The sequence below is a fragment of the Maricaulis sp. genome (genome assembly GCF_034670125.1).
GTDB lineage: Bacteria > Pseudomonadota > Alphaproteobacteria > Caulobacterales > Maricaulaceae > Maricaulis.
Genome location: NZ_JAXMOC010000003.1, coordinates 153,437 through 179,946, shown reverse-complemented (window position 1 = coordinate 179,946; position 26,510 = coordinate 153,437). Strand labels below are relative to the sequence as shown.

Here is a 26,510-nt window from a genome sequence, read left to right as displayed (position 1 = left end):
GCGCGATGACCCTGTCCGCCGTCAATCTCCTGCAATTCGCGCTGATAGCGGTCGCCGGCCTCGGTGTTGCCCTGACGGTGTCGCAACCGCGGCTGCGGGCGGCGTCAGCCTTGATGGCGATGTCGGTGCTCTGGATGGTCTTCAATTTTCTGGAGGAAGTCGCCGGATTTCGCGGCATCTGGCTGGTGACGCCGGCCTTTCGTCTCGCCTATCCGCCCCTGGTCTATCTGGTCGCCCGGGGGGTGATGCTGTCCGGGCCGGGTCTGCGCTGGCGCGACTCGCCGCACGCGATGCCATTCTTGATCGCGCTGTTTCTGACGCCCTGGATCGGCCTGGTCGAGCATGCTGCCAGGCTGAGCCTGTTCGCCTATTCGGCGGCCACGATCATGATGATCCATCGCTTCCACAGGGCCACCCGCGAAACCCGTTCGGACGCCCAGACCATCCAGCTGAACTGGATGGTGGGGCTGATCGTGTTCTACGTCGTCGACGGGGTCTTCGACATTGTGCGTATGGATGCGCGCTGGTTGCATCCCTATTGGCCCTGGCTGGGGACCCAGTCTGCCTATGTGTTCCAGATCGCGATCTCGCTGCTCTTCCTCTGTGTCCTCATTGTTCTGGCTGTCCGCCACGGGCGCCTGTTCTCGGGCCTGGACGCGGACATGCTCGCCGGATGGGGTCGCGACACAGGCAAGCCGGCCACAGCCACTCCGGTCGGCGCGACAGACACTGCCGATCGGGCGTCGGACTTCCAGCGCATCGAGGCGGTCGTGCGCGGTGAGGCCCTGTACTCCGAGCCCCGGCTCACCCGGCAGGAGGTGGCGGCGGCCGCGCGTCTCGCCGAGCGGGCGGTGTCGGTGGCGATCAAGTCGCAGACCGGTCGCAATTTCAATGACTACATCAACGCGCTGCGGATCGAGGATGTGTGCGCGATGATGAAGGAGGATGCCGCGGGACCGGCACGACGGCGCCTGATCGATCTGGCCTACACGGCGGGCTTCAGCTCGAAATCAGTCTTCAATGCCGTCTTCAAGCGGGAAACCGGTCAGACGCCATCGGCCTATGTCGAAGCCCTGTCACCTTCCGCGCAAGGTCCGGCATCCGATCAGGTTATTCGCTGACGGATTCCGGACGTCCGGTTTCCGGATCCCGGACGACCCCGGTGCGGTGTCGTGCTCCTGTCATCCCGTCAACAAACGGGAGACACACATGTTGCGAACACTCCTGGCCGTCATGGCCCTTCTCCTCGCGGGCCTCACCGCCTTCCTGGTCTCCGCCTGGCAGGTGCCGTCCGGCATGCTGCCAGAGCGGGACGATCATCGCTCCCATGTGATCGAGAATGCGGTTCTGCTCGACCCGGTGACGGGTGCCTTGCAGCCGGATGGTTCGGTTCTGGTGATCGATGGCCGGATCGAGTGGCGGGGCACGGGCGCTGTCCCGGGCGGCCATGACGATCTCGAGCGGATCGACGCGCAGGGACGCACGCTGATGCCCGGTCTCATCGATGTCCATGTGCATGTGTTCGATGAAGCCGATCTCGCGGCGGGTCTGGCACACGGCGTCACCACGGTGCGCAATACGGGCGGCATGCCGTTTCACCTGCCCTTGGCCGAGCGGATCGAGCGTGGCGGCATTCTGGGACCGCGCCTGATCACGACCGGTCCGATCCTCAATGAAATCGGGGGCCGCAACGGCAATGAGCTGCAAGAATTGGTCGCTGGCGCCGAGGAGGCACGGGCCGCCGTACGCCGACAGCATGCGGCCGGGTTTCGCCATCTCAAGCTCTATTCCAACCTGTCGCGCGAGAGTTTTGCTGCCATCCGCGACGAAGCCGCCGCGCTGGGAATGACGATGAGCGGTCACCCGGTCGAGGGCACCGAATCCGACCCGCTGCCTTTTGTCGCCTCGCTGGAGGCTGGATTCCAGACCCTGGAACATGCCGAATCGGTCGTCTGGTACGGGCTGGACGATGACATGGACATGGATCGCATGCGCCAGCTTGCCCGCCAGATCGCGACCTCGGGAACGGTAATCGATCCGACGCTGGTCGTGCACGAAAACCTGGCGCGGATCGTGGAGACCGAGGGCGCTCATATCACGCGCCCCGAGATGACCGGCTACAATCCGGTGGTCGCCAGCTTCGAGCGTGACGGGTGGGCCTTCTGGAGTGCCTATCAACACGATGACCGGACCCGCATGCAGGCCTTCTATATCGCCTTCACCGGGGCGCTCCATCAGGCCGGCGTCCGGCTGACGGTTGGCTCGGATTCCGGTGTGATGGTCTCGCCCCATGGTGTCTCCACCCTTCGTGAGATGGAAATCCTCGTGGAAGCCGGTCTGACCCCGCTCGAAGCCATCCAGGCGGCCACCCTGAATGGCGCGGACGTGCTGGGGATGGACGGGCAGATCGGCTGCCTGGCAGTCGGCTGTGCCGCCGACCTGATCCTGGTGGACGGTGACCCGACACAGGACCTGGCCCGCCTCCATGACCTTGAAGCGGTGATGCGCGACGGCCGCTGGCTTGATCGGGACCGGCTCGATGATCTGTCCGAAGCGGCAACGCAGCCATCCTCTCTCCGCACCTGGTGGCGCCTGGGGCAGCACCAACTCGCCATCCGGTAGTTCGACCGGATCACGAAAAAGGCCCGGCTGAACCAGCCGGGCCTTGATCGTTTCGATGTCGCGTCAGCCTAGCCGAGCGCGGCGTCGAGCTCGGGCAGGGCGTTGAAGAGATCCGCGACCAGGCCGTAATCGGCGACCTGGAAGATCGGTGCTTCCTCGTCCTTGTTGATGGCGACGATGACCTTGGAGTCCTTCATGCCGGCGAGGTGCTGGATGGCACCGGAGATGCCGACGGCAATGTAGAGCTCGGGCGCGACGACCTTGCCGGTCTGGCCGACCTGGTAGTCGTTCGGCACATAGCCGGCATCGACCGCAGCACGCGAGGCGCCGACGGCGGCGCCCAGCTTGTCGGCGATCGAGTCGAGCAGGTGGAAGTTGTCACCCGACTGCATGCCGCGACCACCGGAGATGACGATCTTGGCGGCGGTCAGTTCCGGACGGTCCGACTTGGACAGTTCCTCGGACACGAATTGCGACTTGAACGGACCCGACGCGGCACCGAGATCCTCGATGCTGGCAGAGCCGCCATCGCCGGCTTTCCCGAACGTTGTCGGGCGGACCGTGATGACTTTCTTCGCGTCGGACGACTTTACCGTCATCATCGCGTTGCCGGCATAGACCGGGCGTACGAAGGTGTCGGGGGCGACGACCTCGGAGATTTCCGAGATCTGCATGACGTCCAGCTTGGCCGCAACGCGGGGCATGAAATTCTTGCCCGATGTCGTGGCCGCGGCCAGCACCGCGTCATAATCCGCCATCAGCGGGGTGACGAGCGCGTCCATGGCTTCCGCCGTCGGCTTGGCGAGAACGTCGCTTTCCGCGTGCAGCACCTTGGCGACACCGTCCAGCTTGGCGGCGGCATCGGCGACAGCCTGGGCATTCGAGCCGGCGACCAGAACATGGACGTCGCCGCCCAGCGCCTTGGCCGCCGTGACGACGGCACGGGTGGCGTCATTCAGGCTGGCATTGTCATGTTCGGCAATAACGAGAACAGCCATGATCAGATCACTCCCGCTTCATTTTTCAGCTTGTCGACGAGTTCGGCGACGCTTTCGACCTTGATACCGGCTTCGCGCTTGGGCGGCTCGGTCACTTTCACCACGCTCAGGCGTGGCGCGGTGTCGACGCCGTAGTCAGCCGGTGACTTGGTGTCGATCGGTTTGCGCTTGGCCTTCATGATGTTCGGCAGCGACGCATAACGCGGCTCGTTGAGGCGCAGGTCGGTGGTGACAACGGCCGGCAGCGTCAGCGACAGGGTCTGCAGACCGCCATCGATTTCGCGCGTGACCGAGGCCTTGCCGTCCGCGATGGCGACTTCCGAGGCAAAGGTGCCCTGCGGCCAGTCGAGCAGCGCGGCGAGCATCTGGCCGGTCTGGTTGTTGTCGCCATCAATGGCCTGTTTGCCGAGCAGCACGATTTCCGGGCTCTCTTCGTCGACCACGGCCTTGAGGAGCTTGGCGACAGCGAGCGGTTCGACGGCATCGTCGGTCTGGATCAGTATGCCGCGATCAGCGCCCATCGCGAGCGCCGTGCGGATCGTTTCCTGGGCCTGGGCCGGTCCGACAGAGACCACGATGATCTCTTCGGCGACGCCCTTTTCCTTCAGGCGGATCGCTTCTTCGACCGCGATCTCGCAGAAGGGGTTCATGGACATTTTGACGTTCGCGAGGTCGACGCCCGTTTGGTCGGGCTTGACGCGGACCTTCACGTTGTAATCGACGACCCGTTTGACGGGGACGAGAATCTTCATGCTGGGGCTCCGATTGGCCGCGCGCGGATGGGTCTGCGCACCTGACAAGAATAGGCCGGAAACCTGCCTTCGCCCGTGCAGTAAGTCAATGCGTCGAACTGGCTTACGCGCGCGTCAATTCACAGTTCCGGTATTGTCGGTATGGACCTCTTCATCGTCATCATGGACGTGTGATTGCGCCCATTTGCTAGCCGGGCCTTCGTTATGAGAGTTCGGCGCAATTTCATTTTCATTGTTTGAGTATGTTTTTGCGCCTGCGTGACGATCGTCATTGTCGCAGGTGGCGCTTTCGGATCAGGGCCTCATCCATCCGGCGACGGGGCCGCGCGGCGACAGGGCGAACCGCCAGAGCCCGTAAATCGCTCCGCCCAGAATTGCGCAAAGCGCCAGCATGACGGGGATAAAGCCGGCGCCCAGAACTTCTTCGGCACCCTGTTGAGCCTCGTAGGACAGGGTAAAGCCGGCTTCGTCCGGAAAGACCCAGACGCCAACGCCGGCAGGATTGAAAATTTCCATGACGGCCATGTGCAGGAGGGCCAGAACCACCAGACCCGTCGCGCCAATCACCATGATCGAACAGTAATGTCCGACAATGGCGGCCGGCTTGCGCCAGACGGGAGGGGGAGCAGGCGGGTCTCCGAACTCCGCAATGGCGGCCAGGAGCCGCTCGGCTTCTCCTTCGGCCCGTGCGTCGCCCATCGCCTCGCGCATGTGAGCGGCGGCTTCGGCCCGGGCTTCGGCGCGATCCTCGGCGGCGAGGTTGCGGTTGGCCCAGTCCAGTCGCCGAAGGAATTGTCGCCATATACGTTTGGCGTCGTCGCCCAGCAGGTCGAGATCGGTCGTCATGAATTTACTCCCTGGGCGTTGAGAACGTCCCCCATGCGGGTCCAGACCTGTCGCATTCGGTCCAGTGTCTGCCGGCCGCGCTCGGTGATGGTGTAATATTTGCGCGGGGCGCCGGTCTCTTCGGCAACCCACTCGGCTGTCACCAGGCCGTCCTTTTTCATGCGGGACAGGACCGGATAAACCGTGCCTTCGGCCAGGTTGGCAAAGCCGGGCGCGTGCTTGAGGCTGGCAACGATCTGATAGCCATAGGCCCGACCCGCGCTCACACGGGCCAACAGCAGCATCTCGAAATAGCCCTTTCGGGCCTGCGAGCTCCAGCGTTCCAGAATGTCATCAATCGGGTCAGCGTCCGCCATGGCCGTCCTGTCAGCGGGCGATGAGTGGTCGGGCACTCATATCGCCTTTTCATTGTCGATCCTGCATAGGGCTTGCGCACCCACATAGCAACATATATAGCATTCCTAGGTAACTAGCTTAAAGTAATAGGTGGCTATGATGAAAATTGTTACAGAACAGGGAATTCGCGGTGCTGTCGCGCTTGCGGCGGCGATGATGTCCTCGCTGTTGGTGCTGCAGTCGCCGGTACTGGCGCAAGCGGTGGACGAGGAAATACGTATCGCGAATCCGAACGCGGCCTCGGTGACGCTGGGTGCGACATTGACCTTGCCGGACGGTGACGGCCCCTTTCCGGGCGTGGTCATGATTTCAGGGTCCGGGCCGCAGGACCGGGACAGTCATGATCCGGGTCTCGGCGAGCACCGCCCCTTTGCGGTCTGGGCCGAGCACCTGGCGGCCAATGGTATTGCTGTCCTTCGCTATGACGACCGGGGTGTCGGTCAGTCGACCGGCGATTTCGCAGCCGCCACGGCAACTGACCTGGCGTCGGACGCCCGGGCCGCTCTGACAGAGCTGCGCGGACATCCATCCATCGACCCAAGGCGCGCCGGCCTGGTCGGGCATTCGGAGGGTGGCGCGATCGCGATGATGGTCGCTGGCGACATGGATCCGTCCTTCGTGGTGATGCTGGCTGCTCCGGCGGTGGCCTTCAGGGAGGTCTTCTCCGGCCAGTATCTCGCCCAGCAACTTGTCGGCGACGACCCTCAGGCAGCCCTCGATGCCAATCAACAGTTCCTGAGCATGATCTATGCGACCCTCGACGGCGTGGCGGGTGAGCCGGAAGCCGAGGCGCGCGCCCGGCTGGCCGGCGTTTTCGACACGCTGGGCCTGCCGCACGAGGCTGGATTGGACACGTTGTCGTCCGCATATATCCGGGGCTGGCTGGAACACGACATGCGCGCCACCTTGCGCGACTATGACGGACCCGTGCTGGGCGTCTATGGCGAGCATGATCTTTCGGTCAATCCGATCCAGAACGCGGCAGCCCTCGGCGGTGCCATTGATCCGCAGATCGGCTCGCGCGTTACCGTGTTGCGGGGCAAGAACCACCTGCTCCAGTCCGTGACCGACGCCATGGCCAACCCGGCCGAGCAGGATCATGCGGTCGCGCAGGACGTCCTCGAATTGGTGGCCCACTGGCTGGGCGAGCGGGCAGATCTGGCCATGCCGGCAGCCAGCGCGGAGTAATGGACATGCGTGCGATCACATATTTGCGATTGGCTTGTGCCAGCCTGGCGGTTGTCGCTGCGGGCTTCACCACGGCCGACCTGCGCAGCGTGCCGGCCACTTCGCCAGCGATGGAGAATGCCGACCTCGCCGACACGATGGACCGTGTGCTGGACGACGCCATGCGCGAATACACCATTGCCGGAGTCGTGGCTGGTGTGATCCGGGACGGCGAGGTGGTCTGGTCGGCGCGAGAGGGCGTGGCGACAGCCGATGGCCGACCGGTGACCGGCGATACGTCGTTCAATCTCGGATCAATCTCCAAACCGCTGACGGTCTGGCTGGTGCTCGACCTGGCCGAGGCCGGCTTGATCGATCTCGACACGCCGGTCAGCCAGTACCTGACGCGTTTCGCGCTTCCGGCCGGCTCCCATGACGCGGGCAAGGTCACAGTTCGTCGCCTGCTGCGCCATACCGCCGGCACCAACCTCATCGGCTATGGGGGGTACGGGGCCCACGAGGAACAGCCGGCCGACGTCATCGAGCTGTCGACCACATTCGAACCGCTTGGCCTGGTTCGAGAACCGGCCACGACGCGGTCCTACTCAGGCGGTGGATATGTCCTGCTGCAGATGATGATCGAGGATATCACGGGCGGGACACTCGAAGCCGCAGCGCACGCCCGCCTGTTTGCGCCTATGGAAATGCACAATAGCGGGTTTGCGCCCGAGCTGCTGCCGCACCGAGCGGACGCGTTCAACTACTATCGTCAACCCATTGAAAGCCTGCGTGATGTCGCCCTGACAGCTGCGGGAGGCTGGGCGTCGGGCGATGACATCGAGCGCTTTTTGCTGGCGCATTTTGATGGCGGCGGCGTTCTGGGCTCGGAGAGTCTGGCGGCGGCCTTCGCGCCGACCGTTCCCGACCCGGGCTATGCTATGAGTTATACCCGGTGGCAAACGCCTCGCGGCAATCTGCTGGGTCATGGCGGCAACAACTCGACCTGGCATGGACAAATCTATGTCCGGCCGGAAACCGGTGACGCGTTCTATTTCCTGACCAACGCGACCAGCGGTGCCCAGCTCGACCTCGATCTGAGTTGTGCCTGGCTGCCGTTGATGGAAAGCGAAGCCGGAGTGACCCGCTGTGCATCGGTCCTCGGGACCGCCCGAAGTGTCGCCTGGTGGTCGCTGGGGCTGGGGTGGCTGGCGATCGGATCGGCCTGGTGGCTGGGCGGCGGGATGCTGACGGGACGCCGTGCGCTGTCTTTGCGCCCGACGGGGCACGGACCCATTCGCCTGACCGGTCGTCTTGCCGGCTTCGCCTTGATGTTGGCGATGTTGGTGTTCTCGATCTGGGTGTCGTGGACCAATTCGGTGATCTGGCGCACCGAGACCATCCTGATTGATGAAATCCCGCTCGATGAGCTTGAAGGCCTGACACTTGTTGTCAGCGGTCTGTTGACCGTGTGGACGCTGTGTCTGTGGTCAAACCCGGTGCGGTCCGCCCGCCAACCCTCGCAAGGGTAGCTGCATCGTGCTTGAAGGCGCGCCCGGCCCGGGCGCGCCTTCAGCGAATCGTCGATCGACGACCTAGTCAGCCGCCGTCATTTCGGTCGAAATGAACAGTTCGATTTCGTCGGAGACGTAGGGGACAGCGAAGCCCATGTCCCACTGCGACCGCATCAGTGAACCGGTCGCGGTGAATCCCAGCTTGGTTGTGCCGTCGCGGGTCTCGCCGACCCGGTTCAAGGTCACGTCCAGGCTCACCGGATGGGTCATCCCGTTCATGGTCAGATCGCCGGTCATGGTGCCGGTCTGCCCGTCTGCGCTGTCAAAGCCGGTGGCAACGAAATGCGCCGTCGGATTGGCTTCGGTCTCGAAAAAATCGCCCGAATTCAGGTGCGTGATGAAGCGGTCCTGGTTGGCGCCGACCCAGAAGCCGTCGATCAGGTTGAAGGTGATGTCGACGGTCGAGTTGGACGGGGTTTCCAGGTCCAGCGACAGCGTGCCGTCATAATCGGTGAACTGCAGCGACATCGTCGAATAGCCCTGGTGGTCCCAGCGGGCCTCGATCACGGTGTGCGTCTTGTCGAACTCGAAACTCACCGGTTCGGCCAAAGCGGTGGCTGTGGCGGCGGTGGCGGTGAGAAGGGCCGCGGAAGCGGCGAGGAAAAGGCGGGTCATGCGGTTGCTCCGTATGGACTGAACTTGTGGGCCTACACTTAGGAGGCTGCGGCACTTTGTCGACCGGGGTGACGCGAAGTTGATGTTTCCAAATCGGAAAGAATGAGCGCTGTCAGCGATCCCTGCCCGGCACCCAAAGCACATCCGCGCGGCCTTCATCATTCGCCGTCCGGGCCATCACGAAGAGCAGGTCGGACAGACGATTGAGATATTTCAGGACCGCCGGTGTGAGGCGCGCGCCATCGGCGATCAGGGCCGAAACCTTACGCTCGGCGCGGCGGCAGATCGTGCGGGACAGGTGCAGTCGGGCCGCTGCCTCGCTCCCGCCGGGCAGGATGAAGGAGGTGAGCGGGTCGAGCTTGCCATTGAGGCGATCGATCTCGCCCTCCAGCCAATCGACCTGGGTTTCGGTCACACGCAGCGGCTCGTAATCGGGCGGAGTATCGCTTTCCGGCACACACAGGTCCGCCCCCAGATCGAAGAGATCATTCTGGATCCGGGCCAGGGGCGCATCGAGCGGGTCGTCCCGTTCCAGCGCGGCGCGCGCCAAGCCGATAGAGGAATTGGTCTCGTCGACATCCCCGTAGGCGTCAACGCGCGGGTCGTGCTTGACTGTCTGCGACATGTCACCGAGCCGGGTCGATCCGGTGTCGCCGGTGCGCGTGTAGATTTTCGTGAGACGGACCATGGCGCTTGTCTTAGCGTCAGGACGGCTCGGTTGAAAGGGCGCGGGGTATGCTGAAATCAATAACGGTCCTGGCGGCGAGTCTGGTCGCGGCGACGCTGTCTGTCGCCGACGCCCAGGGCGGCGGAATCCAGGCCGGTGCGGAAATCATCCGTGAGCGGACCGGAGTGCCGGGGATCGGAATTCTCATCCGGCAGGGCGATGAGATCGAGCTTGGCCTTGCAGGAGAGCGCGCGGTCGGCACCGACATCGCGCTTCAACCGGGCGACCTCTGGCATCTCGGCTCCAATACCAAGTCCATGACCGCGACCCTGGTGGCACGTCTGGCGGAGCAGGGACGCATCAGCTGGGATGACACCATCGCCCAGCACCTCGGCGCGGTGGTGGATGACATCAATCCTGCCTATCGCGACCTGACCTTCCGTCACCTGCTCAGTCACCGGTCCGGTCTGCCGGCCAATGTCGGTCCGGCGGCCATGTTCAGCTTTGTCGCCCAAGGCGCGCAAGGTGGCGATATCGCACCGCAGCGTATCGCCTATGCGGCGATGGTGTTGTCGGCTGGGCCGGCGGTCGAGCCGGAGACAGAATTCCACTATTCCAATGCCGGCTATGTCGTGGCGGGTGCCATGCTGGAGCAGGCAACCGGGGAAGACTGGGAAGTCCTGATCCAAAGCGAGGTGTTCGAGCCGCTCGGCCTGGAAAGCGCCGGGTTCGGTGCGCCGGGAAGTGCCGAGACCGTCGACCAGCCGCGCGGTCACCGGTCCGGCCTGTTCGGGCGGCGGGCGGCCTATGCGCCGGGTCCGACGTCTGACAATCCGCCGGTTCTGGGACCGGCCGGCACGGTCCACATGTCGCTGGAGGACCTGTCACGCTATCTGTCCGTGCACATGGCCGGGGCACGTGGCGAGGACACGGGTTTCCTCGATGCCGGATCCTGGCAAACCCTGCATACGCCGCCGTTTGGCGAGCACTATGCCATGGGCTGGGCGATCGATGGCCCCCGGCTGATACACAACGGGTCGAACACGCTTTGGCTGGTTCAGATGACGATCTGGCCGGATCGCGACCAGGCTGTGATCATTGCCGCCAATGACGGCGACACCGGGGGGCTGGGCCCCTATTTCAACCAGGCGACCCGCGAAGCCTTTGGCGAATGACCGCTACCCTCAGCCGCCGAAGTTTTCCTTCACCAGGAAGATAGCGATGATGAGCAGGACGGCGGCGAACTGCAGCACGACGCGCAGCCGCATCAGCTTGTTCGAGCGCGAGCGCGTTTTGTCGTCGGACTTGTACATGTTGAAAATGCCGAAGCCGAGCGTGATGACGACCGCCAGCATGGCGATGTAGAGCAGGCCTGTGAGGAAGGTATCCATCAGCTTCTCCAGCGCAGTTCCGCTGCGCGCACGGGGTTCTTGAAGGGTTCGCCGGTCTCGCGATGCTTGTCCCAGGCGCGCTTGAGGGCGAAATACCATTTCGCCTGCACGTCACTGTCGTGGATCAGCATCAGCTTGGGATCATAGGCCAGGCCGACCTGTTGGGCGTTCACGGCGTCGCGGTCCTGGCCGACAAAGGTCTCGATGCCCTTGCGGATCACCGGGTTGGGCACGATCGTCGGCAGCCAGTGATCCCAGTAGACGACAATGGTGATTGCGGTCGAGTTCTCATTGGTCGGCGTGACGGCGGTGAAACCGGTGAAATGCTTGCCGCCGGCCTTGACGTATTCGGTGCGCAGGCCGGGCAGCTGGAAGCGGATCTCGGTCTGCGGTTCGCCCATCAGCGAGTACAGGTAGGAATTCTTCGACGGCACGTGGGGCAGCATCGAGAAGCCGCGCTCTACGGGTCCGAATTTCTTGGTCTTTTCGTGTACCGACTTGGCCGACCGCCACCACCACTGGCGGTGGATATATGGGATGTGGGCCGGGTCCATCAGGCCGATCACCGCGTGGTCGACATGGCAATTGAACACGTCGTGCACCACCAGTTTGGGCTTGTGGCCGTCGGGAATGTCCAGCCTGGGCGGATCGATTGACGGGGCACTGTCGGCATTCGCCTCGTCGGCATACCAGATCCAGATCAGGCCCTGATCCTCATGTACCGGGAAGCGGCGCACGCGGATCCTGGTCAGGTCCATCGCCTCGGCCTGGTCGGCGGTCAGCGAGGGGATGGCCGCGCACGAGCCGTCGGTGCGGAAACGCCAGCCATGATAGGGACATTCAACCTGGGTCTCGCCATCATGCTCCTGCGCTTCGCCGCCGGACAGGAGGATGCCGCGGTGCGGGCAGATGTCTTTCAAGGCATAGGCCTTGCCGTCATGGTCGCGGCCGAACAGGATCGGCTGGCCCAACAGCTCGCGATGGAGATGTTGGCCCGGTTTGAGCTCGCTCGACAGGGCGCCGAAATACCACAGGTCTTTGACAAACATGAACGCGACATAGCGCGTTGAGCGCCGCCTGCCTAGCGGTCGGGCGGCATCACATGTGCGGCATATGGGCTTGTCGCGAGCGAGGGCCGGGCGCTAGTCTGGCTGCCGCAAAGGGGGCGCGTTGGAGGAAGCGCGCATGCACGACACATCACCTGCAGCCATGATCTCCCGGGTCACCATGATCTGCCTCACGGCAGCTATGGCCCTGTCAGCCTGCTCCGACGAGCCTGATCCACTGCCCGATGAGGCTCGCCTGCCGGACGCGGCGGTGGCGGCATTACAAGTCCACCTGGCAGCCATGAGTGACGGTGACCTGACCTGCAGCCATGCGGCCATCGAGGCGGCGCCGCGCGCTGTCGGCTTTATCAATGATGATCGCCTGCCCGATTTCGCCATCTCGACCCAGGACCTGCAATGCCGCAGCGAAATCGGATCGGCGGTCGCCTATTTCTGTGGCGGCTCGATCTGCGCCTTTCCCGCCCTGATGTCAGACGGCGCGGACTACCAGGTCATCTGGTTGATGTCCGGCAACGAGGTCTCCACCCGGACCGATTATCAAGAGGCGCGTTTCGTGGTCCGCCAAGGCGTGTTCGCTGGCTCTGCAGGCAGCCGGGTGGCGGTACGGGAATATGTCTGGCGCGATGGCACGCTGACCCGTGTGCTCGAGCGTGAGGAGGTCGCGGGGCGCAGCCCCTAGCCGCCAAACCGGGTCCGCAACTCGTCTGGCGTCACGCCGCTTTCGCGCAGGGATTTCAGCGTCACGGAAGTGTTGCGCTTGGCGAAACGCTCGCCGTTGTCGTCCAGCAGCAGCCGGTGATGACGATAGACCGGCGTCGGCAGGTCGAGCAGGGTCTGCAAAAGGACATGCAGCGGCGTCATTGCACGCAGGTCCTCGCCGCGGATGACATGGTTGATCCCCTGCAGCGCGTCATCATGCACCACCGCGATGTGATAGCTGGTACCGACATCCTTGCGCGCCAGGATGACATCGCCCAGCGGGTCCGGGTCGGCGATCTGCTCGCCCTGGCCATCTTCGAGAAAGCGCATGGCGGAAAAGCGCTCACCCAGGAAATTACGGCACCGGGCCAGCGACAGGCGCCAGGCGAACGGGTCACCGGCGGCGACGCGTGTCGCTTCCTCGTCGCTACTGAGGGGTGACAGCGGGCCGCGATAGACCTCACCGACGCTGTGCGGCGCCCGCGCGATATCGTCCATGATCTCGCGCCGTGTCTTGAAGCAGCGATAGACCACGCCCAGTCCGCGCAACCGTTCCAGCACCCGCGCATAATCAGGAAAATGCTCCGACTGGCGCCGCACCGGCTCTTCCCAGTCCAGCCCGAGCCAGATCAGATCGTCGAGAATGACCGGCTCGAATTCCCGCTTGCAGCGAACGGTATCGATATCCTCCATCCGCAGGATGAACCGCCCCTCCGCCTCGCACGCCGCCTGAAACGCGGTCCAGGCCGAGAAGGCATGGCCGATGTGCAGGTGCCCGGTGGGGGACGGGGCGAAGCGGGTGGTGAAGGTCATTGTGGGAGGGAGCCATGTTTTTCAAAAAACTCAATACCCGGATTGTCATCCCCGCAGGATGTCCGGCGAAGGCCGGACGCACGGCGGGGATCCATGTGGTGCCACGAGTTAGGTCCCTGACTTGCGCCCGGCCTGCGCCGGGCGTCCATCAGGGATGACAAGAATGCCGGGATGTTGCGTGCGACCCACTCCACCCCTTGCCCCCATCCCCCGCATCCCTCTATCCAGTCTGCAATCAATCCGGAGCTCCTTCATGACCCGACCCATTGACGGACCGCGCCTGCCGCCGCGCGACGGTTCGAAGCCGACAAAGCTGGTGATCTTCCTGCATGGGTATGGCTCGAACGGGCAGGACCTGATCGGGCTGGGCCAGCACTGGGCGCGGGATCTGCCGCACGTGCAATGGGTGTCGCCGAACGCGCCGGACCCGGTGCCGGGCGCGCCGGACGGGTATCAGTGGTTCCCGATCTCCAATCTCGATCCGGAACGGATCGCGGCCGGTGCGGCCACGGCCTGGCCCATTGTCGACGCCTTCATCGACCAGGAACTCACTCGCTACGGGCTGACCGAAAGCGATCTGGTTCTGTGCGGCTTCTCGCAGGGCACCATGCTGTCTTTGGCAACCGGGCTGCGCCGCGAACGTCCGGTGGCCGGGATCATGGGTTTTTCCGGGGCGCTGCCGGGCGGCGGGCGTCTGAAAGAGGAGATGCGCTCCAAGCCGCCGGTGATGCTGGTTCACGGTGACCAGGACCAGGTCCTGCCGCTCGGTTTCATGTTCGATGCGCTGGAAAACCTGGCCGCTGCCGGTCATGGCGCGCAATGGCATATCTCGCAGGGACTGCCTCATTCCATTGGCGAGGACGGGCTCGACATTGGCCGCCACTTCATCGCCCAAGCCCTGGCCGGGCGTTACCGCTAAGCCACACCCGGCGGCTGTCGGCCAGCTTTCCCGCGCCTGTCATGGGCATGGCACACGAACAGGAGTAGCCTTGGCTCGCATGCCGGAAGCAGGATGATTCGGACTGACGAATCGGCCTTCGGCGTGCGACGGGAGGTGTGCTTTCAGGACTGTGGTCCGCAATACCCACCCCCTTCCGATCAGGCCCGGCCAACCGGTTGGGGCCGGTCGCAGCGAGGGAGGTCGCCATGCAGGTGCTTGATCGGGCACTGCAGGGATGGCCCTGTCTGGTCCTGAATGCGGACTACCAACCCTTGAGCTATTGGCCGCTTTCGACCTGGCCCTGGCAGGAAGCCATCAAGAATGTCTTCCTGGAACGGGTTGCCGTGGTCTCGCATTATGACGAGGTCGTGCACTCGCCCAGTTTCGAGATGCATGTGCCGTCGGTGGTCGCCCTGCGCGACTATGTCCACCAGGAGCGCACGCCGGCCTTCACCCGATACAATGTCTGGCTCCGTGACGGGTTCAAATGCGTCTACTGCGGCAAGCATGGTGTCGACCAGCTGACCTTTGACCATGTCATCCCGCGACGCGCCGGCGGCAAGACCAGTTGGGAAAACATTGTTGCCGCCTGCGGGCCGTGCAATCTGAAAAAGGGTGGCCGCACACCGCGCGAGGCCGGCATGCCACTGCCCCGTCCGCCGCAACGCCCCAACATGCACGAGCTGCAATCCCAGGGCCGCCGCTTCCCGCCGAAATTCCTGCATGAAAGCTGGCTGGACTATCTTTATTGGGACATTGAACTGGAACGCTAGTCGTCCGGAGACCTCTCATGCCAACGCACATCGCCCTCCTTCGGGCCGTCAATGTCGGCGGTACCGGCAAGCTGCCCATGGCCGAGCTCAAGGCGATGGCGCAGCGGATCGGTTTCGACAATCCGCGCACCTGTATCGCGTCCGGCAATCTGGTCTTCGAGAGCGAACTGGGCGTCGCGGAAGCCGGAGCGATGCTGGAGACGGCGCTGGCGGAATACGCGGGCAAGCCGGTCGGCGTGATCATGCGCTCGCCACAGGCGATGCAGGCGGTGTGCGACAGCAATCCCTTCCCCGAGGCGCCGGGCAATCGCTGCGTTGTGCTCTTCCTCGACACCGCTCCGCCCACCGATCTGCATGCCACGCTGAAACACCAGGCCAGCGAGAAGGTCGCCGCCGGGCATCGCGAGATCTACACCCATTATGTGGATGGCATGGGCCGGTCGAAACTGGTCATACCTGCCGCCAAGGCCGGGACGGCGCGCAACATGAACACGGTCATGAAACTGGTGCAGATGGCGTCCGGCTGATGCGCTGCGATCAGACCCGTTCGGAGACCTTGATCGCCACCCGGCAACCGGCCTCGATGGCGCGCGACAGCAAGGCATAGCCCGGCGCCTGTTTGGCGCCTTCCTCGATGGCGAGGTCGCGGTGCTCGAGCTCTTCCTCGCGGAATTTGGCGAACAGGTCGGCCAGCTCGTCCTCGCCCATGGCGCGCAGCTCCTCGACCTGACCGGCATAGTGCTGCTCGATCACGCTCTCGACGGCTTCGGTGCAGGCGTGGGCGGCCTTTTCGCCCATCAGGGCCGTCGCCGTACCGAGTGCCCGTCCGGCGAGGTTCCAGATCGGCGCCAGTGCGGTCGGCCGGGCACCATGCTTGAAAATCAGCCCGTCAAACGCGTCCAGATGGACCTGTTCGTCGGCTTCCATCTCTTCCAGCTGGCGGGCGATGCGGGCCTTGTGCGGCAGCGCTTTGAACACCGCGCGCTGGCCTTGGTAGATGGCGACGGCGCCATACTCACCGGCATGATCGACGCGGATCATTTCCTCGATGCGGCGCGCCGGGCGGCGATTGCCCGGCATGGGCGGGGTGAAGGATTTGGTCCGGTCCGCCTTGGTCATGACTTCAGCCCCTTGATGCCGACCAGCGTGGCCACGATCGCCATGGCGGCAGAGATCAGCGCATTGAAACCGGCCATGGAAATGCCGAGCAGGGTCCAGGCCGCTTCGTCGCACAGGACGATCGGCCCGCAATCCGTGCCGTCGATGATGCAGGACAGGTCGACCTGCGGCATGCCGCCGGTGGTGGTGCAGGTCGCCGGACCCTCCCACCAGCCATATTCGATTCCGGCATGCCAGAACGCGAAACCGGCGGAATAGACGAGCACGGCGGCAATGGCGAAAATCATCCACGGAGCCAGCTTCGCCAGTGATGGGCGCACGATCAGGGCGATGCCGAACACCAGGCCCAGTGCGATCACGGTCAGATGGATGTGGCGCTGGTCAAAGCACAGCGCGCAAGGCTCGTAGCCGCCGATATACTGAAAACCCCAGGCGCCCAGCATCAGCATGAGCGATCCGCCAGCCAGCAGCAGCGGCCAGCGGGTGAGCGGGAACTGGGTCAGCACGGGGTTCATGAAACGCATTCTTACGATTTCACCTCTGCCAGGCACCGCGACCAATGCGCACATGAACGACTATCGGTCACAGCAGCGACCGGATGAAGTCCTTCAATACATCCACGGCCGCCGAGCCAAAGACTAAAAACAATGTAACCAGCAGCGTGATCCAGGCGATGCCGAGGATCAGTCCCGCCAGCACCAACAGGCCGTCGCGGGTCAGCAGGCCGAGCGAGCCGATCACCAGCGCCACGCCGGGCGTTGAATTGGTCAGTGGCAGCGGCACCAGGATCGAGGCACAGAACAGCACGAAGACGCTGCCGACCAGCCGCTCGGCCATGGCGCCGGACAGGCCGGTCAGGCGTGGCCGGGCGAGCGCTTCCAGCCAGCCGAACCATTTGCGGCCGCCACGCGCCATGCGGGTCAGTCCGGCCTTGTCGATCCGGCGGGCCTTGAAGCCGGACGGCAGCCAGGGCTCCGGCCGACCCATCGCCATCTGCGCGGCAAGCGCCATCATCGGCAGCGCCATAACCTGCGGCACGCCATACAGAAAGGGAATGCAGACCGGCAACGCCATCGCGAACAGGATGACCCCGAAGGCCCGTTCGCCCAGCGCATCAACAAACTCGCCCAGGGACAGCCCGTCATCGGGTGCCTCACCGGCGATCTGTTCCAGCGTCCCGATGAGGCCGCGTTGTGGAGAGGTGTCGGTCATCTTGTCATCCCTTGTGGAACGTCCCCGAACCTAACTGCACCGGCAGGGGTGGCCAAGCGGAATGGGTTGTTGACAGGTTGAGGCCGGATGGGCAGCTTGCGCCTCCGAATTTCCCCGCCCCGCACGACCTGCAAGTACAGGCCCGCACGGCGGTCACAGGGCCCCTGTGGCGGAATTGGTAGACGCGACGGATTCAAAATCCGTTTTCTTCGGAAGTGCCAGTTCGAGTCTGGCCAGGGGCACCATTTCTTCTTTTCTGTTCCCGCTCCGCTCGACCCGAGCCAGGCACCGCTTTCACAGCTGGGGTCGATGCTCACATTGAACGCGCTCAAGGCTGGGGTGTTCGAGACCGGTCCGTCGGCGCGGATTACTTTTTATCTCACGGCTATTCGCTTCGCGAACGCCTCCGATGGGGCAGCGCATGGGCGCTGGCGCGCGGTCGCGCTTGCGGCTCAACGGGGTCGGGTCTTGATCTCACGGCAGCTCGCTGCGCTCACGCCTCCGATGGGGCGGGCTGACCGCCCGGCGCGCCGTCGCGCTTGTGGCCACACGAGCCAGGGCTGCGATGGCACCGCCGCCCCACCTGTCCACATCGTCATCAACCTCTTGAAATCGGGCCTCGTCAGTCGCACTGGCCGGTGTTAGCCTTCCTCATCCGAGCCTGGACGGAGGCCTGACCTGGTGTCGCCTGGAAACGCGTTATTGTTGGCCCGCCTGTCACTGGCGGTGATGTTCCTGTGGTTCGGGGTGATGAATTTCACCGAGGTCGGGACGCAGATCACCGGCAGCTGGATCGGGGGGCATGCCTTCCTGTCCGGACTGGCCGGGCAGGCCGGATCTGCGGCCAAGACGCTGGGTGTTTACCAGATCATCGCGGCCGTGCTGGTCGGCGCGCCGATCCCGTCGGGCAGTTTCCGGCGCATCGGCTTTGCCATGACCGGGCTGTATGCCTTCCTGGCGCTGACGGTTTTACTCACGAATCCGGTCTGGATCGCCTCTGCCGGGGGTTTCCCGGCGATCGGCTCTGGCCAGGGCATCCTCAAATACATTGCCATCCTGGGCCTGTCGTTGTGGGGCGGGAGTTTCGAGAACTCGCGCATGTTTGCCCAGCGACACACCGACATGCGGATGTGGAGCCAGCCGGTGATGTGGCTCGGCCTGGTTATGGTGCTGGGCTGGATTGGCGGCATGAAATTCACGGCGGTCGAGGCGGCCGGGATCGAGCCGCTGGTTCAGACCAGCCCGTTCTTCGCCTGGCTGCTGGGTCTGATGCCGCTGCAGACCGTGTCCAACCTGATCGGTGTGATCGAGCTGATCACCGTCATCGCCCTGGCCGGTTACTGGTTCTCCAACACGCTGTTCCGGATCGGGCTGGTCATGGCCATGATCACCTTCGTGCTGACCCTGAGCTTCCTGTTCTCCTTCCCCGGCAGCTGGGCGGCGGACATTGGCGGTTTTCCGGCGCTGGGGCGGGCCGGTCACTTCCTGCTCAAGGACCTGCCGCTGCTGGCGGTCTGCCTGGCGTTGCTCTCGGAAACCGGTCGCGAGGGGACCATGCGGCGCCGGTAGGGAGAGGGCGGTCGGTCGCGCTTGACGCGGCTTTCGCCGGTAATCTTTTGAAACATGTGTTCACACTTGCCGCGTCAGCGGCCGCCCCTGCTTGACCGCAGGGGGGCGGGCCATAACGTTTCGCGCAAGGAAACAAGGGAGGTCTGGTCAGATGGGCATGCTGGGCGCCATCGCGCGCGAGTTCAACTATGTGACAAGCATGCTCTCGGTGCTGAAGAAGATCGGCAAGGTCGGTTCCGGATCGGGCATCCGTGTGCCGGACCATATCGAGGCCACCGTTGACCGCTTCCCCGACCGCCCGATGGCCATCCTCGATGACGGCGAGGTCAGCTACCGCCAGTTCGACGCCTTCGCCAACAGGATCGCGCACTGGGCGCTGGCACAGGGCCTCAAGCCCGGCGACTCGGTCGCCCTGTTCATGAGCAATCGCTGGGAATACATCGCCATCTGGTTCGGCCTGTCAAAGGTCGGCCTGGTCACCTCCCTGATCAACAGCCAGCTGACCGGACCGTCACTGGCCCATTGCCTGACCATCGGCGAAACACGCCATGCCATTGTCGAGGGTTCGTTGTCGCTGGCCTATGACGCAGCAAGGACTTGCGGCGTCGGGGACATCCGGGCCTGGTCGTTCGATGGTGAATTCGGGGGGGCTGAAGGTCTGGATGATGCCTTGGCCGGCCTCGACGACACGCGTCCGGACCGATCCGTGCGCGAAACCGTCAAGCCGGAAGCGCCGGTCCTGAAAATGTTCACCAGTGGCACGACCGGCCTGCCCAAGGCGGCGCTGATGACGCATGTTCGGGCGCTCTACTATCTCAACATCTTCGCCATCATCGCCAAGGCCGCGCCGGAAGACCGGATGATGATGGTGCTGCCGCTCTATCATGCGACCGGTGGTCTGTGCGGGGTCGGCTGCGCCCTGTCGTTTGGCGGCGCGCTGGTAATCCGGCCCCGCTTCTCTGCCTCCGCTTTCTGGCCCGATGTGCAGCGCTTCGAGGCAACCCTGTTCATGTATGTCGGTGAGCTGTGCCGCTTCCTGGTCAATTCCGACCCGGTGCCCGAAGAGGCGGGTCACACCATCCGGTGCGCCATCGGCAATGGCATGCGCCGCGATGTCTGGGACGCCTTCCAGGCCCGCTTTGCGGTGCCGGACATTGTCGAATTCTACGGCTCGACCGAAGGTAATGTCGGTCTGGTGAACGCCTACAACCAGCCCGGCGCGGTCGGGCGTGTGCCCGGCTACCTCAAGAGCCGGTTCAATATCGACCTGGTGAAGTTCGATCTCGACAGCGAGATGCCGTTGCGCACCACTGAGGGGCGCTGTGTGCCGTGTGAACCGGGCGAGGTTGGCGAGGCGATCGGCCGGATCGACCCGTCCGATGCGCGGTTCCGCTTTGATGGCTATGGCTCGCAGGAAGACACCGAGAAGAAGGTGCTGCGCGATGTCTATGAGCCGGGCGATGCCTGGTTCCGCACCGGCGACCTGATGTCACGCGACAAGCTGGGCTACTACTATTTCATCGATCGGGTCGGCGACACCTTCCGCTGGAAGTCCGAGAATGTCGCCACTGGCGAGGTCGCAGAGGCGTTCTCCTTCAAGGGGATCGAGCAGGCCAATGTCTATGGCGTCGAGGTCAGCGGTCATTCCGGCCGGGCCGGCATGGCGGCGCTGGTCACCGAGGACGGCCGCGACCTCGAGCTGGACGCCCTTCATGCCCATGTGCACGCGTCGCTGCCGGCCTATGCCCGCCCGCTCTTCCTGCGTCTCCAGCAGCAGACCGACACCACCGGCACCTTCAAGTTCCGCAAGGTCGATCTGGTCAAGGACGGGTTTGATCCGGCCCGGGTCGAGGACGCCATCCTGCTCGATCACCCCGGCGAGGGGCGCTATGTGCCGATGACACCGCAGCTGTACGAGGCGATCCAATCGGGCAGCCTGCGGGTATGAGTATTCACGACCCCACCATCGACGAAGTCCTGGACTTCTGGTTCGAGACGGCCGGTCCGGCCCGCTGGTACGCATCCTCGCCGGCCTTCGACGCCCGCGTGCGGCGCCTGTTCGCCCGCCCCATCGAGGCGCACGCCCGATTGTGGTGGGAGAGCGAGCATCCGTGGGAAGACAGCGCCTTCGGCAGTTTCGCCTTGATCGTGATGTTCGACCAGTTCACCCGGAATGCCTGGCGCGGCTCCGGTCACGCCTTCGCCCATGATGAGCTCGCCCGCAATATCGCCTGGGACATGGTCGAGCGCGGCTATGACTGGGTCATACCCGAGGATCGACGGGCCTTCGTCTACATGCCCTTCATGCATTCCGAGGAGATCGAGGACCAGGACCTGTGCGTTGCGCTGGCCGGTGAGCGGCTGTCGGGCACCGGCACGCTTGATCACGCGATCAAGCACCGCGATGTGATCCGGCAGTTCGGACGCTTTCCCTATCGCAATGAGGCCCTCCAGCGGAGCTCGACAGCGGCCGAGACGGCCTACCTGAAGGGTGGCGGGTATGCGCCCGGTCGCAAGCGCGCCTGACGCCGCGGGGACAGAACGACTCGGCAAATTCGACCGCAGGGCAGGGCGCGCCGATCTGTGGAAAATCCAAGCCATTGATATCGTGAGAATTTTTTAGGATTCTTGGTGGCCTGTGGCTTGCTCTTTGATGGGCAAGACAGCTTTCCGGCAGGAGCCCAGAATGACCCCGCACGTTCAAATCACCGCCCAAGACATCCATCAGATCGCTTGGACCATGGTCGATCTGCATGGCGCTCAGGCAATTGGTTATGCCGACGAGGCGGTGACCGATCTGGATGGTCAGGGTCTGCCTGAGAGCGCTGATGCCTGGCGGGCCCTGCGCTCGGTCATGGAAGACGCCCTGGCCGGCCGGCTCGAGCGTGACGGTGCGGTGACGCTGCACTGAGCCGCGACCAAACTGCCGCGTTTGCGCCGGCTCGCAGCCATGCTAACCCGACGGCATGGACACGCCCGCCTGGCCTGAGGCCCTGACAAAATTCGGATTGCCTGACCCGCTCGAACCGGCCCGCGCCGCGCCGCGCATGCGCGAGACCTTGCGCAATGCCGCGCCGCACATGGATGTGCGCCCGCCGGAGGTGGCCGAGGTTCGCGATCTGATGGTTCCCGGAGCCGAGGGAGAGATCCCGGCCCGCCTCTATCGTCCCAATGGCGTTGAGGCCGACGGTCCCTGCACATTCTACATGCATGGTGGCGGCTATGTGGTCGGGGATCTGGAGAGCCATGACCGGCTGTGCCGGCGCCTGGCCGCCCATTCGGGCGCGCGGGTGCTGGCCGTGGACTACCGCCTGGCGCCGGAACATCCCTGGCCGGCCGGGGTCGAGGATTGCCTGACGGCCTTTGACTGGGTGGCAGGACCCGGCGCGAGCGAGATCGGGGCGCTGCCTGACCGTATCGCCGTAGCAGGCGACTCGGCGGGTGGTGGTTTGGCGGCCATCCTGGCGCAATCGCGTCGCGACGCCATCTGTTTCCAGCTGCTGATCTATCCACTTTTACAACTGGTCGAGCGGCGCAAGGCGAAGCCGAAACTGCTCGAGGGCCATCTCCTGTCCAGTTTCACGCTCGACCAGATCGTCCGCGCCTATCTGACCGATCCGGCACAGGCCAGCGAACTGACGGTCTCGCCCTTGCTGAACAATAACCTGACCGGCCTGCCGCCGGCGCATGTCGTGGCGGCTGAACTCGATCCGCTGCTGGATGAGGGGCAGGCCTATCGCGACCGGCTTTCGGCGGCGGGCATCCCGGTCAGCTATGCCATCGGCAGGACCCTGCCGCACGGATATTTCAATCTGACGGCGGTGCTGCCGGGCGCGAAGGCAATCATCGATGAAACCGCGGTCATCCTGGGCGACGCGCTGCGCGGGTGAGGTTTGCAATCGGCCGCGGGCGCGCTTAGCTGCCTCCTATGAACTTTTCACCCGCCTACCGACCCGAACCCGCTTTTTCCCAACTCGGTGACGAGTTTTCCGATCCGGTTGAGCCGGCCGATTTCCCCGCCGCCATCGAGCGCTTCTGGAATGATCGCTGGGACGGCGCCATCGGTCTGGATGGCCTCGATGCCGTGGGGCGCGAAGGCCATTTCCAGCGCTTCGAGCCTCTGCCGGACAATCAGCCCCGGCCGCGGGCCATGCGCTATCACGGTCACCAGTTTCGCACCTACAATCCGGATCTCGGTGACGGACGCGGCTTCCTGCACGCGCAATTGCGGGATGATGCCGGTCGACTGCTGGATCTGGCGACCAAGGGCTCCGGCCAAACGCCCTGGTCGCGCGGCGGTGATGGACGGCTGACCCTGAAAGGCGCGGTCCGCGAAGTGCTGGCGGCGGAGATGCTGGAAGCGCTGGGTGTGCAGACGTCCAAGGCGTTCTGCGTGTTCGAGACCGGTGAACAGCTGGCCCGCAATGACGAGCCCTCGCCAACCCGGTCGGCTGTCCTGACCCGGCTTGGCCATTCCCATTTGCGCATCGGGACCTTCCAGCGCCACGCCTTCGAGGGCGCGGCAGACCGGATCGACGCGCTGATCGGTCACGCCATCGAGCACTACTACCCGCACCTGGCCGGCAAGACCGACGCGCCCGCGGCGCTGCTGTCAGCCGTTGTCGAGGCCAATGCCGGGCTGGCCGCCAGCTGGATGGCGGCGGGCTTTGTGCACGGTGTTCTCAACACCGACAATATCAACCTGACCGGTGAGAGTTTCGACTATGGGCCGTGGCGCTTCCTGCCCCATTACGAGCCCGGATTTACCGCCGCCTATTTCGACGAGCAGGGCCTGTATTGTTTTGCCCGCCAGCCTGAAGCGGTGTTCTGGGCGCTGCAGCAGCTGGCCAATGCGCTGGCCCTGGTCGGCGAGCGGCCATCACTCGAGGCTGCGCTCAATGCCTATCCCCAGCTTTATCGCACTGCCTTGCTGAATGCCTTCCTGGCCCGTTTCGGGCTGGCCTCGGCCGGTGAGGCGGCGGATGAAGTCCTGGTCCGCAGTTTCCTGGCCTTCATGGAGGCGTCGAAGCTGGTCTGGGAAGCGCCCTTCCATGACTGGTTCTGTGGCGAGGCGTCGGCTGACCGCGCCCTGTCCGGCCCGCGCGCCGACGCCTATACCGGCCCCGAGTTCGACGCCTGGCGGAATGCCTTTGCGGGACGCGAGCCGGTCCGTCCGGAGCGCCTGAATCACAGCCAGTTCGAGCGCCAGGCGCCGGTGACAATGGTGATCGATGAGGTTGAAGCCGCCTGGGCCGCCATCGCCGAGCAGGACGACTGGTCACGCTTCAACGCGTTGATCGGGTCCGTCCGCAAGGCCGGAAAGGGCTTTGATCTGGGCCACCATCGCGTAGGGTTTCGGCCATGACACTCGACCTCATCCGGGCAGAGACGCTCGAGCACCCCGATCTCGTTCACGCCTTCACCACCCGCACGGGCGGTGTCAGTGAGGGGCTGTATGCTTCGCTCAACCTGACGCGTTCGCGCGGTGATGAAGCCGCCCATGTGGCCGAAAACCGCAACCGGGTCCGGCAGGGGCTGGGGCTGGATGCCCTCGTGTTCGCCACCCAGGTCCATGGTCGCACGGTGCTTCAGGTCGACGGACCGCCCAAGGGCGACCAGGCAGTGGGCGAGGGTGACGCGCTGATGACCGACCAGCCGGGCCTGGGACTGGCCTGCCAGACCGCCGATTGCACACCGATCCTGTTGTTTGACCCCGTACGTCGCGCCATTGCCGCGATCCATTCCGGCTGGCGCGGCACGGTCCAGGACATTGCGGGAGCAACCGTGACCGCCATGTCCGACGCCTTTGGCAGCCAACCCGCCGACTTGCGCGCCGCTATCGGGCCGTCGATTTCGGCGGTCAATTACCGGGTCGGTCCGGAAGTGGTCGCGGCCTTTGAAGATGTGTTCGAAGTGACGGGAGGGATCCTCTCACCGAAAGACCCCGAAGGCGGGGCTCATCTGGATGTCGGCGAGGCCTGCCGTCGGCAATTGATCATGGCCGGGCTCGAGGAGGCTTCCATCTGGCGATCCGGTGACTGCACCTATGCCGACGAGGCGCGCCTGTTCTCGGCCCGACGCTCCCATCACCAGGGCCGGAGCGGCGTGTTCGGGGGGCAGGCGGGCATCATCGCGCTGGCCAGACCGGCTTGATCCGCAAACCCCCTTGGTTTTCTGTCCAACTGCCTTAAGTTTCCGTACCCAAGCATCGAAACGGAGCCATCCATGCCGCAATCCCTCGGTTATGCCGCGCAGTCAGCCGACGCCGACCTGGCGCCGTTTTCCTTTGACCGGCGCGAGCCGGGGCCGGACGAGGTCCTGATCGAGATCACCCATTGCGGGGTCTGCCATTCCGATCTCCACCAGGCGCGCAATGACTGGAAAAACACGGCCTATCCATGTGTTCCCGGGCACGAGATCATCGGCACGGTTGCCGCCGTGGGTGCCTCGGTCACGCGCTTCAAGGTCGGCGACACCGTCGGCGTGGGCTGCCTCGTGGACAGTTGCGGCACCTGCGCCTATTGCGATGAGGGGCTTGAGCAGTATTGCGATACCGGAGCGACGGGCACCTATAATGGCCGCCTGCCCGACGGCAGCCATACCTATGGCGGCTATTCCCAGAAGATCACTGTCAAAGAGAGCTTTGTCCTGCGCATTCCGGACACGCTGGACCGTGCCGGCGCCGCGCCGCTCCTGTGCGCCGGCATCACCACTTACTCACCGCTGCGGCACTGGAAGGTCGGTCCCGGTCAGCGCGTCGGTGTCGTCGGTCTGGGTGGGCTTGGGCATATGGCGGTGAAACTGGCCAAGGCCATGGGCGCCGAGGTGGTGTTGTTCACCACCTCGCCAGGCAAGGTCGAGGATGCCAAACGCCTCGGTGCCTCCGAAGTGGTGATCTCCAAGGATCGCGAGCAGATGAAGGCGCAGCGCCTGTCGCTCGACTTCATCCTCAACACGGTTGCCGCCTCGCACAATCTCAATCCCTATCTCGATTGCCTGAAGGTCAATGGTTCGCTGGTGCTGGTCGGCGTGCCTGAAGAGGCTCACCCGTCTCCGTCGGTCGGCCGCCTGCTGGCCAAGCGCCGCTCGATCGCCGGCTCGGCCATTGGCGGCATCGCCGAGACCCAGGAAATGCTCGATTTCTGTGCCGAGCACGGCATCCATTCCGATATCGAGATGATCGCCATGGCCGACATCAACGACGCCTATGAGCGGATGCTGAAAAGCGACGTGAAATACCGCTTCGTCATCGACATGGCCACGCTGGGTTAGGCGCGCAGGGCTCCCTTCACC

General features: G+C 64.4%; 29 protein-coding genes and 1 tRNA gene. 18 read left to right on the top strand and 12 right to left on the bottom strand.

Going from position 1 to position 26,510, the window contains the following annotated elements; genetic code table 11:
- The first annotated feature begins 5 nt into the window (after positions 1–5).
- Positions 6–1,121, top strand: a complete 1,116-nt coding sequence (locus VOI18_RS07055; RefSeq protein ID WP_323761694.1) for an AraC family transcriptional regulator — start codon at positions 6–8, stop codon at positions 1,119–1,121.
- Between the two features lie 88 nt (positions 1,122–1,209).
- Complete coding sequence (locus tag VOI18_RS07050) at positions 1,210–2,622, top strand: amidohydrolase family protein (protein ID WP_323761693.1); 1,413 nt, start codon at positions 1,210–1,212, stop codon at positions 2,620–2,622.
- A 68-nt stretch (positions 2,623–2,690) separates the two neighbouring features.
- Here VOI18_RS07050 and VOI18_RS07045 read toward each other — a convergent pair whose 3' ends face one another.
- The 4 genes from VOI18_RS07045 to VOI18_RS07030 all read right to left on the bottom strand — a co-directional run bounded on the left by VOI18_RS07045 (position 2,691) and on the right by VOI18_RS07030 (position 5,610).
- Complete coding sequence (locus VOI18_RS07045; RefSeq protein ID WP_323761692.1) at positions 2,691–3,620, bottom strand: electron transfer flavoprotein subunit alpha/FixB family protein; 930 nt, start codon at positions 3,618–3,620, stop codon at positions 2,691–2,693.
- Positions 3,621–3,622: 2 nt separating this feature from the next.
- Entirely contained in the window at positions 3,623–4,372 is a 750-nt protein-coding gene (locus VOI18_RS07040) for an electron transfer flavoprotein subunit beta/FixA family protein (protein ID WP_323761691.1), read from the bottom strand.
- Between the two features lie 294 nt (positions 4,373–4,666).
- Complete coding sequence (locus VOI18_RS07035; RefSeq protein ID WP_323761690.1) at positions 4,667–5,218, bottom strand: hypothetical protein; 552 nt, start codon at positions 5,216–5,218, stop codon at positions 4,667–4,669.
- Complete coding sequence (locus VOI18_RS07030) at positions 5,215–5,610, bottom strand: PadR family transcriptional regulator (RefSeq protein WP_323761689.1); 396 nt, start codon at positions 5,608–5,610, stop codon at positions 5,215–5,217. The genes VOI18_RS07035 and VOI18_RS07030 overlap by 4 nt, the downstream gene beginning before the upstream one ends.
- Positions 5,611–5,713: 103 nt before the next feature.
- Here VOI18_RS07030 and VOI18_RS07025 point away from each other — a divergent pair, with 103 nt between their 5' ends.
- Together VOI18_RS07025 and VOI18_RS07020 are read left to right on the top strand one after the other, a co-directional pair.
- Positions 5,714–6,802, top strand: a complete 1,089-nt coding sequence (locus VOI18_RS07025; protein ID WP_323761688.1) for an alpha/beta fold hydrolase — start codon at positions 5,714–5,716, stop codon at positions 6,800–6,802.
- A 5-nt stretch (positions 6,803–6,807) separates the two neighbouring features.
- Positions 6,808–8,310, top strand: a complete 1,503-nt coding sequence (locus tag VOI18_RS07020) for a serine hydrolase domain-containing protein (protein WP_323761687.1) — start codon at positions 6,808–6,810, stop codon at positions 8,308–8,310.
- Positions 8,311–8,373: 63 nt separating this feature from the next.
- On the opposite strand, the gene VOI18_RS07015 is transcribed toward VOI18_RS07020, so the two are convergent.
- The gene (locus VOI18_RS07015; RefSeq protein WP_323761686.1) at positions 8,374–8,967 is read right to left on the bottom strand and encodes a YceI family protein; all 594 of its coding nucleotides are present in this window, start codon (positions 8,965–8,967) and stop codon (positions 8,374–8,376) included.
- A gap of 112 nt (positions 8,968–9,079) precedes the next feature.
- Positions 9,080–9,655 (bottom strand): cob(I)yrinic acid a,c-diamide adenosyltransferase, encoded by a 576-nt coding sequence (locus VOI18_RS07010; RefSeq protein ID WP_323761685.1) that lies wholly within the window; start codon positions 9,653–9,655, stop codon positions 9,080–9,082.
- A 47-nt stretch (positions 9,656–9,702) separates the two neighbouring features.
- Between VOI18_RS07010 and VOI18_RS07005 the strand changes: the two genes are divergently transcribed.
- Positions 9,703–10,809: a serine hydrolase domain-containing protein gene (locus VOI18_RS07005; RefSeq protein ID WP_323761684.1), complete on the top strand. Its 1,107-nt coding sequence runs from the start codon at positions 9,703–9,705 to the stop codon at positions 10,807–10,809.
- A 9-nt stretch (positions 10,810–10,818) separates the two neighbouring features.
- Here VOI18_RS07005 and VOI18_RS07000 read toward each other — a convergent pair whose 3' ends face one another.
- A complete protein-coding gene (locus tag VOI18_RS07000; protein WP_323761683.1) occupies positions 10,819–11,025 on the bottom strand; it encodes a twin transmembrane helix small protein in 207 nt (68 codons plus the stop codon).
- Positions 11,025–12,074, bottom strand: coding sequence for a Rieske 2Fe-2S domain-containing protein (locus tag VOI18_RS06995; RefSeq protein WP_323761682.1), 1,050 nt, complete (start codon positions 12,072–12,074; stop codon positions 11,025–11,027). Before VOI18_RS06995 ends, VOI18_RS07000 begins: the two co-directional genes overlap by 1 nt.
- Before the next feature lie 136 nt (positions 12,075–12,210).
- Between VOI18_RS06995 and VOI18_RS06990 the strand changes: the two genes are divergently transcribed.
- The gene (locus tag VOI18_RS06990) at positions 12,211–12,771 is read left to right on the top strand and encodes a hypothetical protein (protein ID WP_323761681.1); all 561 of its coding nucleotides are present in this window, start codon (positions 12,211–12,213) and stop codon (positions 12,769–12,771) included.
- On the opposite strand, the gene gluQRS is transcribed toward VOI18_RS06990, so the two are convergent.
- Positions 12,768–13,604 carry a tRNA glutamyl-Q(34) synthetase GluQRS gene (gene gluQRS, locus VOI18_RS06985; RefSeq protein ID WP_323761680.1) on the bottom strand — a complete coding sequence of 279 codons (837 nt, stop codon included), beginning with the start codon at positions 13,602–13,604 and terminating at the stop codon, positions 12,768–12,770. The two genes, VOI18_RS06990 and gluQRS, sit on opposite strands and share 4 nt — an antisense overlap.
- A 253-nt stretch (positions 13,605–13,857) precedes the next feature.
- Here gluQRS and VOI18_RS06980 point away from each other — a divergent pair, with 253 nt between their 5' ends.
- The 3 genes from VOI18_RS06980 to VOI18_RS06970 all read left to right on the top strand — a co-directional run bounded on the left by VOI18_RS06980 (position 13,858) and on the right by VOI18_RS06970 (position 15,844).
- On the top strand, positions 13,858–14,523 hold the full coding sequence (locus VOI18_RS06980; RefSeq protein WP_323761679.1) for a phospholipase: 666 nt from the start codon (positions 13,858–13,860) through the stop codon (positions 14,521–14,523).
- Between the two features lie 227 nt (positions 14,524–14,750).
- Positions 14,751–15,317, top strand: a complete 567-nt coding sequence (locus tag VOI18_RS06975; protein WP_323761678.1) for an HNH endonuclease — start codon at positions 14,751–14,753, stop codon at positions 15,315–15,317.
- Positions 15,318–15,334: 17 nt separating this feature from the next.
- Entirely contained in the window at positions 15,335–15,844 is a 510-nt protein-coding gene (locus VOI18_RS06970; protein ID WP_323761677.1) for a DUF1697 domain-containing protein, read from the top strand.
- Between the two features lie 10 nt (positions 15,845–15,854).
- On the opposite strand, the gene VOI18_RS06965 is transcribed toward VOI18_RS06970, so the two are convergent.
- The 3 genes from VOI18_RS06965 to VOI18_RS06955 are packed head-to-tail and all read right to left on the bottom strand — an operon-like array spanning position 15,855 to position 17,648.
- Positions 15,855–16,436: a demethoxyubiquinone hydroxylase family protein gene (locus tag VOI18_RS06965; RefSeq protein WP_323761676.1), complete on the bottom strand. Its 582-nt coding sequence runs from the start codon at positions 16,434–16,436 to the stop codon at positions 15,855–15,857.
- Positions 16,433–16,960 (bottom strand): disulfide bond formation protein B, encoded by a 528-nt coding sequence (locus VOI18_RS06960; RefSeq protein WP_323761675.1) that lies wholly within the window; start codon positions 16,958–16,960, stop codon positions 16,433–16,435. Before VOI18_RS06960 ends, VOI18_RS06965 begins: the two co-directional genes overlap by 4 nt.
- A gap of 58 nt (positions 16,961–17,018) precedes the next feature.
- Positions 17,019–17,648 carry an exopolysaccharide biosynthesis protein gene (locus VOI18_RS06955; protein ID WP_323761674.1) on the bottom strand — a complete coding sequence of 210 codons (630 nt, stop codon included), beginning with the start codon at positions 17,646–17,648 and terminating at the stop codon, positions 17,019–17,021.
- 160 nt (positions 17,649–17,808) lie between these two features.
- Between VOI18_RS06955 and VOI18_RS06950 the strand changes: the two genes are divergently transcribed.
- The 9 genes from VOI18_RS06950 to VOI18_RS06910 all read left to right on the top strand — a co-directional run bounded on the left by VOI18_RS06950 (position 17,809) and on the right by VOI18_RS06910 (position 26,489).
- Positions 17,809–17,893: transfer RNA gene (locus VOI18_RS06950), tRNA-Leu, on the top strand.
- 460 nt (positions 17,894–18,353) lie between these two features.
- On the top strand, positions 18,354–19,217 hold the full coding sequence (locus VOI18_RS06945) for a DUF417 family protein (RefSeq protein ID WP_323761673.1): 864 nt from the start codon (positions 18,354–18,356) through the stop codon (positions 19,215–19,217).
- 151 nt (positions 19,218–19,368) lie between these two features.
- The gene (locus VOI18_RS06940) at positions 19,369–21,165 is read left to right on the top strand and encodes a long-chain-acyl-CoA synthetase (protein ID WP_323761672.1); all 1,797 of its coding nucleotides are present in this window, start codon (positions 19,369–19,371) and stop codon (positions 21,163–21,165) included.
- Positions 21,162–21,743: a DUF924 family protein gene (locus VOI18_RS06935; protein ID WP_323761671.1), complete on the top strand. Its 582-nt coding sequence runs from the start codon at positions 21,162–21,164 to the stop codon at positions 21,741–21,743. Before VOI18_RS06940 ends, VOI18_RS06935 begins: the two co-directional genes overlap by 4 nt.
- Positions 21,744–21,903: 160 nt before the next feature.
- Positions 21,904–22,128, top strand: coding sequence for a hypothetical protein (locus tag VOI18_RS06930; protein WP_323761670.1), 225 nt, complete (start codon positions 21,904–21,906; stop codon positions 22,126–22,128).
- Between the two features lie 55 nt (positions 22,129–22,183).
- The gene (locus tag VOI18_RS06925; RefSeq protein ID WP_323761669.1) at positions 22,184–23,107 is read left to right on the top strand and encodes an alpha/beta hydrolase; all 924 of its coding nucleotides are present in this window, start codon (positions 22,184–22,186) and stop codon (positions 23,105–23,107) included.
- Between the two features lie 38 nt (positions 23,108–23,145).
- Positions 23,146–24,582 (top strand): protein adenylyltransferase SelO, encoded by a 1,437-nt coding sequence (locus tag VOI18_RS06920; protein ID WP_323761668.1) that lies wholly within the window; start codon positions 23,146–23,148, stop codon positions 24,580–24,582.
- Positions 24,579–25,370 (top strand): peptidoglycan editing factor PgeF, encoded by a 792-nt coding sequence (pgeF, locus tag VOI18_RS06915; RefSeq protein WP_323761667.1) that lies wholly within the window; start codon positions 24,579–24,581, stop codon positions 25,368–25,370. Before VOI18_RS06920 ends, pgeF begins: the two co-directional genes overlap by 4 nt.
- A 72-nt stretch (positions 25,371–25,442) precedes the next feature.
- Positions 25,443–26,489 carry an NAD(P)-dependent alcohol dehydrogenase gene (locus VOI18_RS06910; protein WP_323761666.1) on the top strand — a complete coding sequence of 349 codons (1,047 nt, stop codon included), beginning with the start codon at positions 25,443–25,445 and terminating at the stop codon, positions 26,487–26,489.
- Positions 26,490–26,510 lie beyond the last annotated feature (21 nt).

Excerpts from the sequence above, each read along its gene's own strand:
- VOI18_RS07045 (WP_323761692.1), bottom strand. The coding sequence starts at position 3,620 with ATGGCTGTTCTCGTTATTGCCGAACATGACAATGCCAGCCTGAATGAC.
- VOI18_RS06970 (WP_323761677.1), top strand. The coding sequence starts at position 15,335 with ATGCCAACGCACATCGCCCTCCTTCGGGCCGTCAATGTCGGCGGTACC.
- VOI18_RS07020 (WP_323761687.1), top strand. The coding sequence starts at position 6,808 with ATGCGTGCGATCACATATTTGCGATTGGCTTGTGCCAGCCTGGCGGTT.
- VOI18_RS06930 (WP_323761670.1), top strand. The coding sequence starts at position 21,904 with ATGACCCCGCACGTTCAAATCACCGCCCAAGACATCCATCAGATCGCT.
- VOI18_RS06965 (WP_323761676.1), bottom strand. The coding sequence starts at position 16,436 with ATGACCAAGGCGGACCGGACCAAATCCTTCACCCCGCCCATGCCGGGC.
- VOI18_RS07005 (WP_323761684.1), top strand. The coding sequence starts at position 9,703 with ATGCTGAAATCAATAACGGTCCTGGCGGCGAGTCTGGTCGCGGCGACG.
- VOI18_RS06960 (WP_323761675.1), bottom strand. The coding sequence starts at position 16,960 with ATGCGTTTCATGAACCCCGTGCTGACCCAGTTCCCGCTCACCCGCTGG.
- VOI18_RS06925 (WP_323761669.1), top strand. The coding sequence starts at position 22,184 with ATGGACACGCCCGCCTGGCCTGAGGCCCTGACAAAATTCGGATTGCCT.
- VOI18_RS06940 (WP_323761672.1), top strand. The coding sequence starts at position 19,369 with ATGGGCATGCTGGGCGCCATCGCGCGCGAGTTCAACTATGTGACAAGC.
- VOI18_RS06995 (WP_323761682.1), bottom strand. The coding sequence starts at position 12,074 with ATGTTTGTCAAAGACCTGTGGTATTTCGGCGCCCTGTCGAGCGAGCTC.
- VOI18_RS07010 (WP_323761685.1), bottom strand. The coding sequence starts at position 9,655 with ATGGTCCGTCTCACGAAAATCTACACGCGCACCGGCGACACCGGATCG.
- VOI18_RS06980 (WP_323761679.1), top strand. The coding sequence starts at position 13,858 with ATGACCCGACCCATTGACGGACCGCGCCTGCCGCCGCGCGACGGTTCG.
- VOI18_RS07015 (WP_323761686.1), bottom strand. The coding sequence starts at position 8,967 with ATGACCCGCCTTTTCCTCGCCGCTTCCGCGGCCCTTCTCACCGCCACC.
- VOI18_RS06935 (WP_323761671.1), top strand. The coding sequence starts at position 21,162 with ATGAGTATTCACGACCCCACCATCGACGAAGTCCTGGACTTCTGGTTC.
- VOI18_RS07040 (WP_323761691.1), bottom strand. The coding sequence starts at position 4,372 with ATGAAGATTCTCGTCCCCGTCAAACGGGTCGTCGATTACAACGTGAAG.
- VOI18_RS06955 (WP_323761674.1), bottom strand. The coding sequence starts at position 17,648 with ATGACCGACACCTCTCCACAACGCGGCCTCATCGGGACGCTGGAACAG.
- VOI18_RS07000 (WP_323761683.1), bottom strand. The coding sequence starts at position 11,025 with ATGGATACCTTCCTCACAGGCCTGCTCTACATCGCCATGCTGGCGGTC.
- VOI18_RS07025 (WP_323761688.1), top strand. The coding sequence starts at position 5,714 with ATGAAAATTGTTACAGAACAGGGAATTCGCGGTGCTGTCGCGCTTGCG.
- VOI18_RS07055 (WP_323761694.1), top strand. The coding sequence starts at position 6 with ATGACCCTGTCCGCCGTCAATCTCCTGCAATTCGCGCTGATAGCGGTC.
- gluQRS (WP_323761680.1), bottom strand. The coding sequence starts at position 13,604 with ATGACCTTCACCACCCGCTTCGCCCCGTCCCCCACCGGGCACCTGCAC.
- VOI18_RS07035 (WP_323761690.1), bottom strand. The coding sequence starts at position 5,218 with ATGACGACCGATCTCGACCTGCTGGGCGACGACGCCAAACGTATATGG.
- pgeF (WP_323761667.1), top strand. The coding sequence starts at position 24,579 with ATGACACTCGACCTCATCCGGGCAGAGACGCTCGAGCACCCCGATCTC.
- VOI18_RS06990 (WP_323761681.1), top strand. The coding sequence starts at position 12,211 with ATGCACGACACATCACCTGCAGCCATGATCTCCCGGGTCACCATGATC.
- VOI18_RS06920 (WP_323761668.1), top strand. The coding sequence starts at position 23,146 with ATGAACTTTTCACCCGCCTACCGACCCGAACCCGCTTTTTCCCAACTC.
- VOI18_RS07050 (WP_323761693.1), top strand. The coding sequence starts at position 1,210 with ATGTTGCGAACACTCCTGGCCGTCATGGCCCTTCTCCTCGCGGGCCTC.
- VOI18_RS06975 (WP_323761678.1), top strand. The coding sequence starts at position 14,751 with ATGCAGGTGCTTGATCGGGCACTGCAGGGATGGCCCTGTCTGGTCCTG.
- VOI18_RS06910 (WP_323761666.1), top strand. The coding sequence starts at position 25,443 with ATGCCGCAATCCCTCGGTTATGCCGCGCAGTCAGCCGACGCCGACCTG.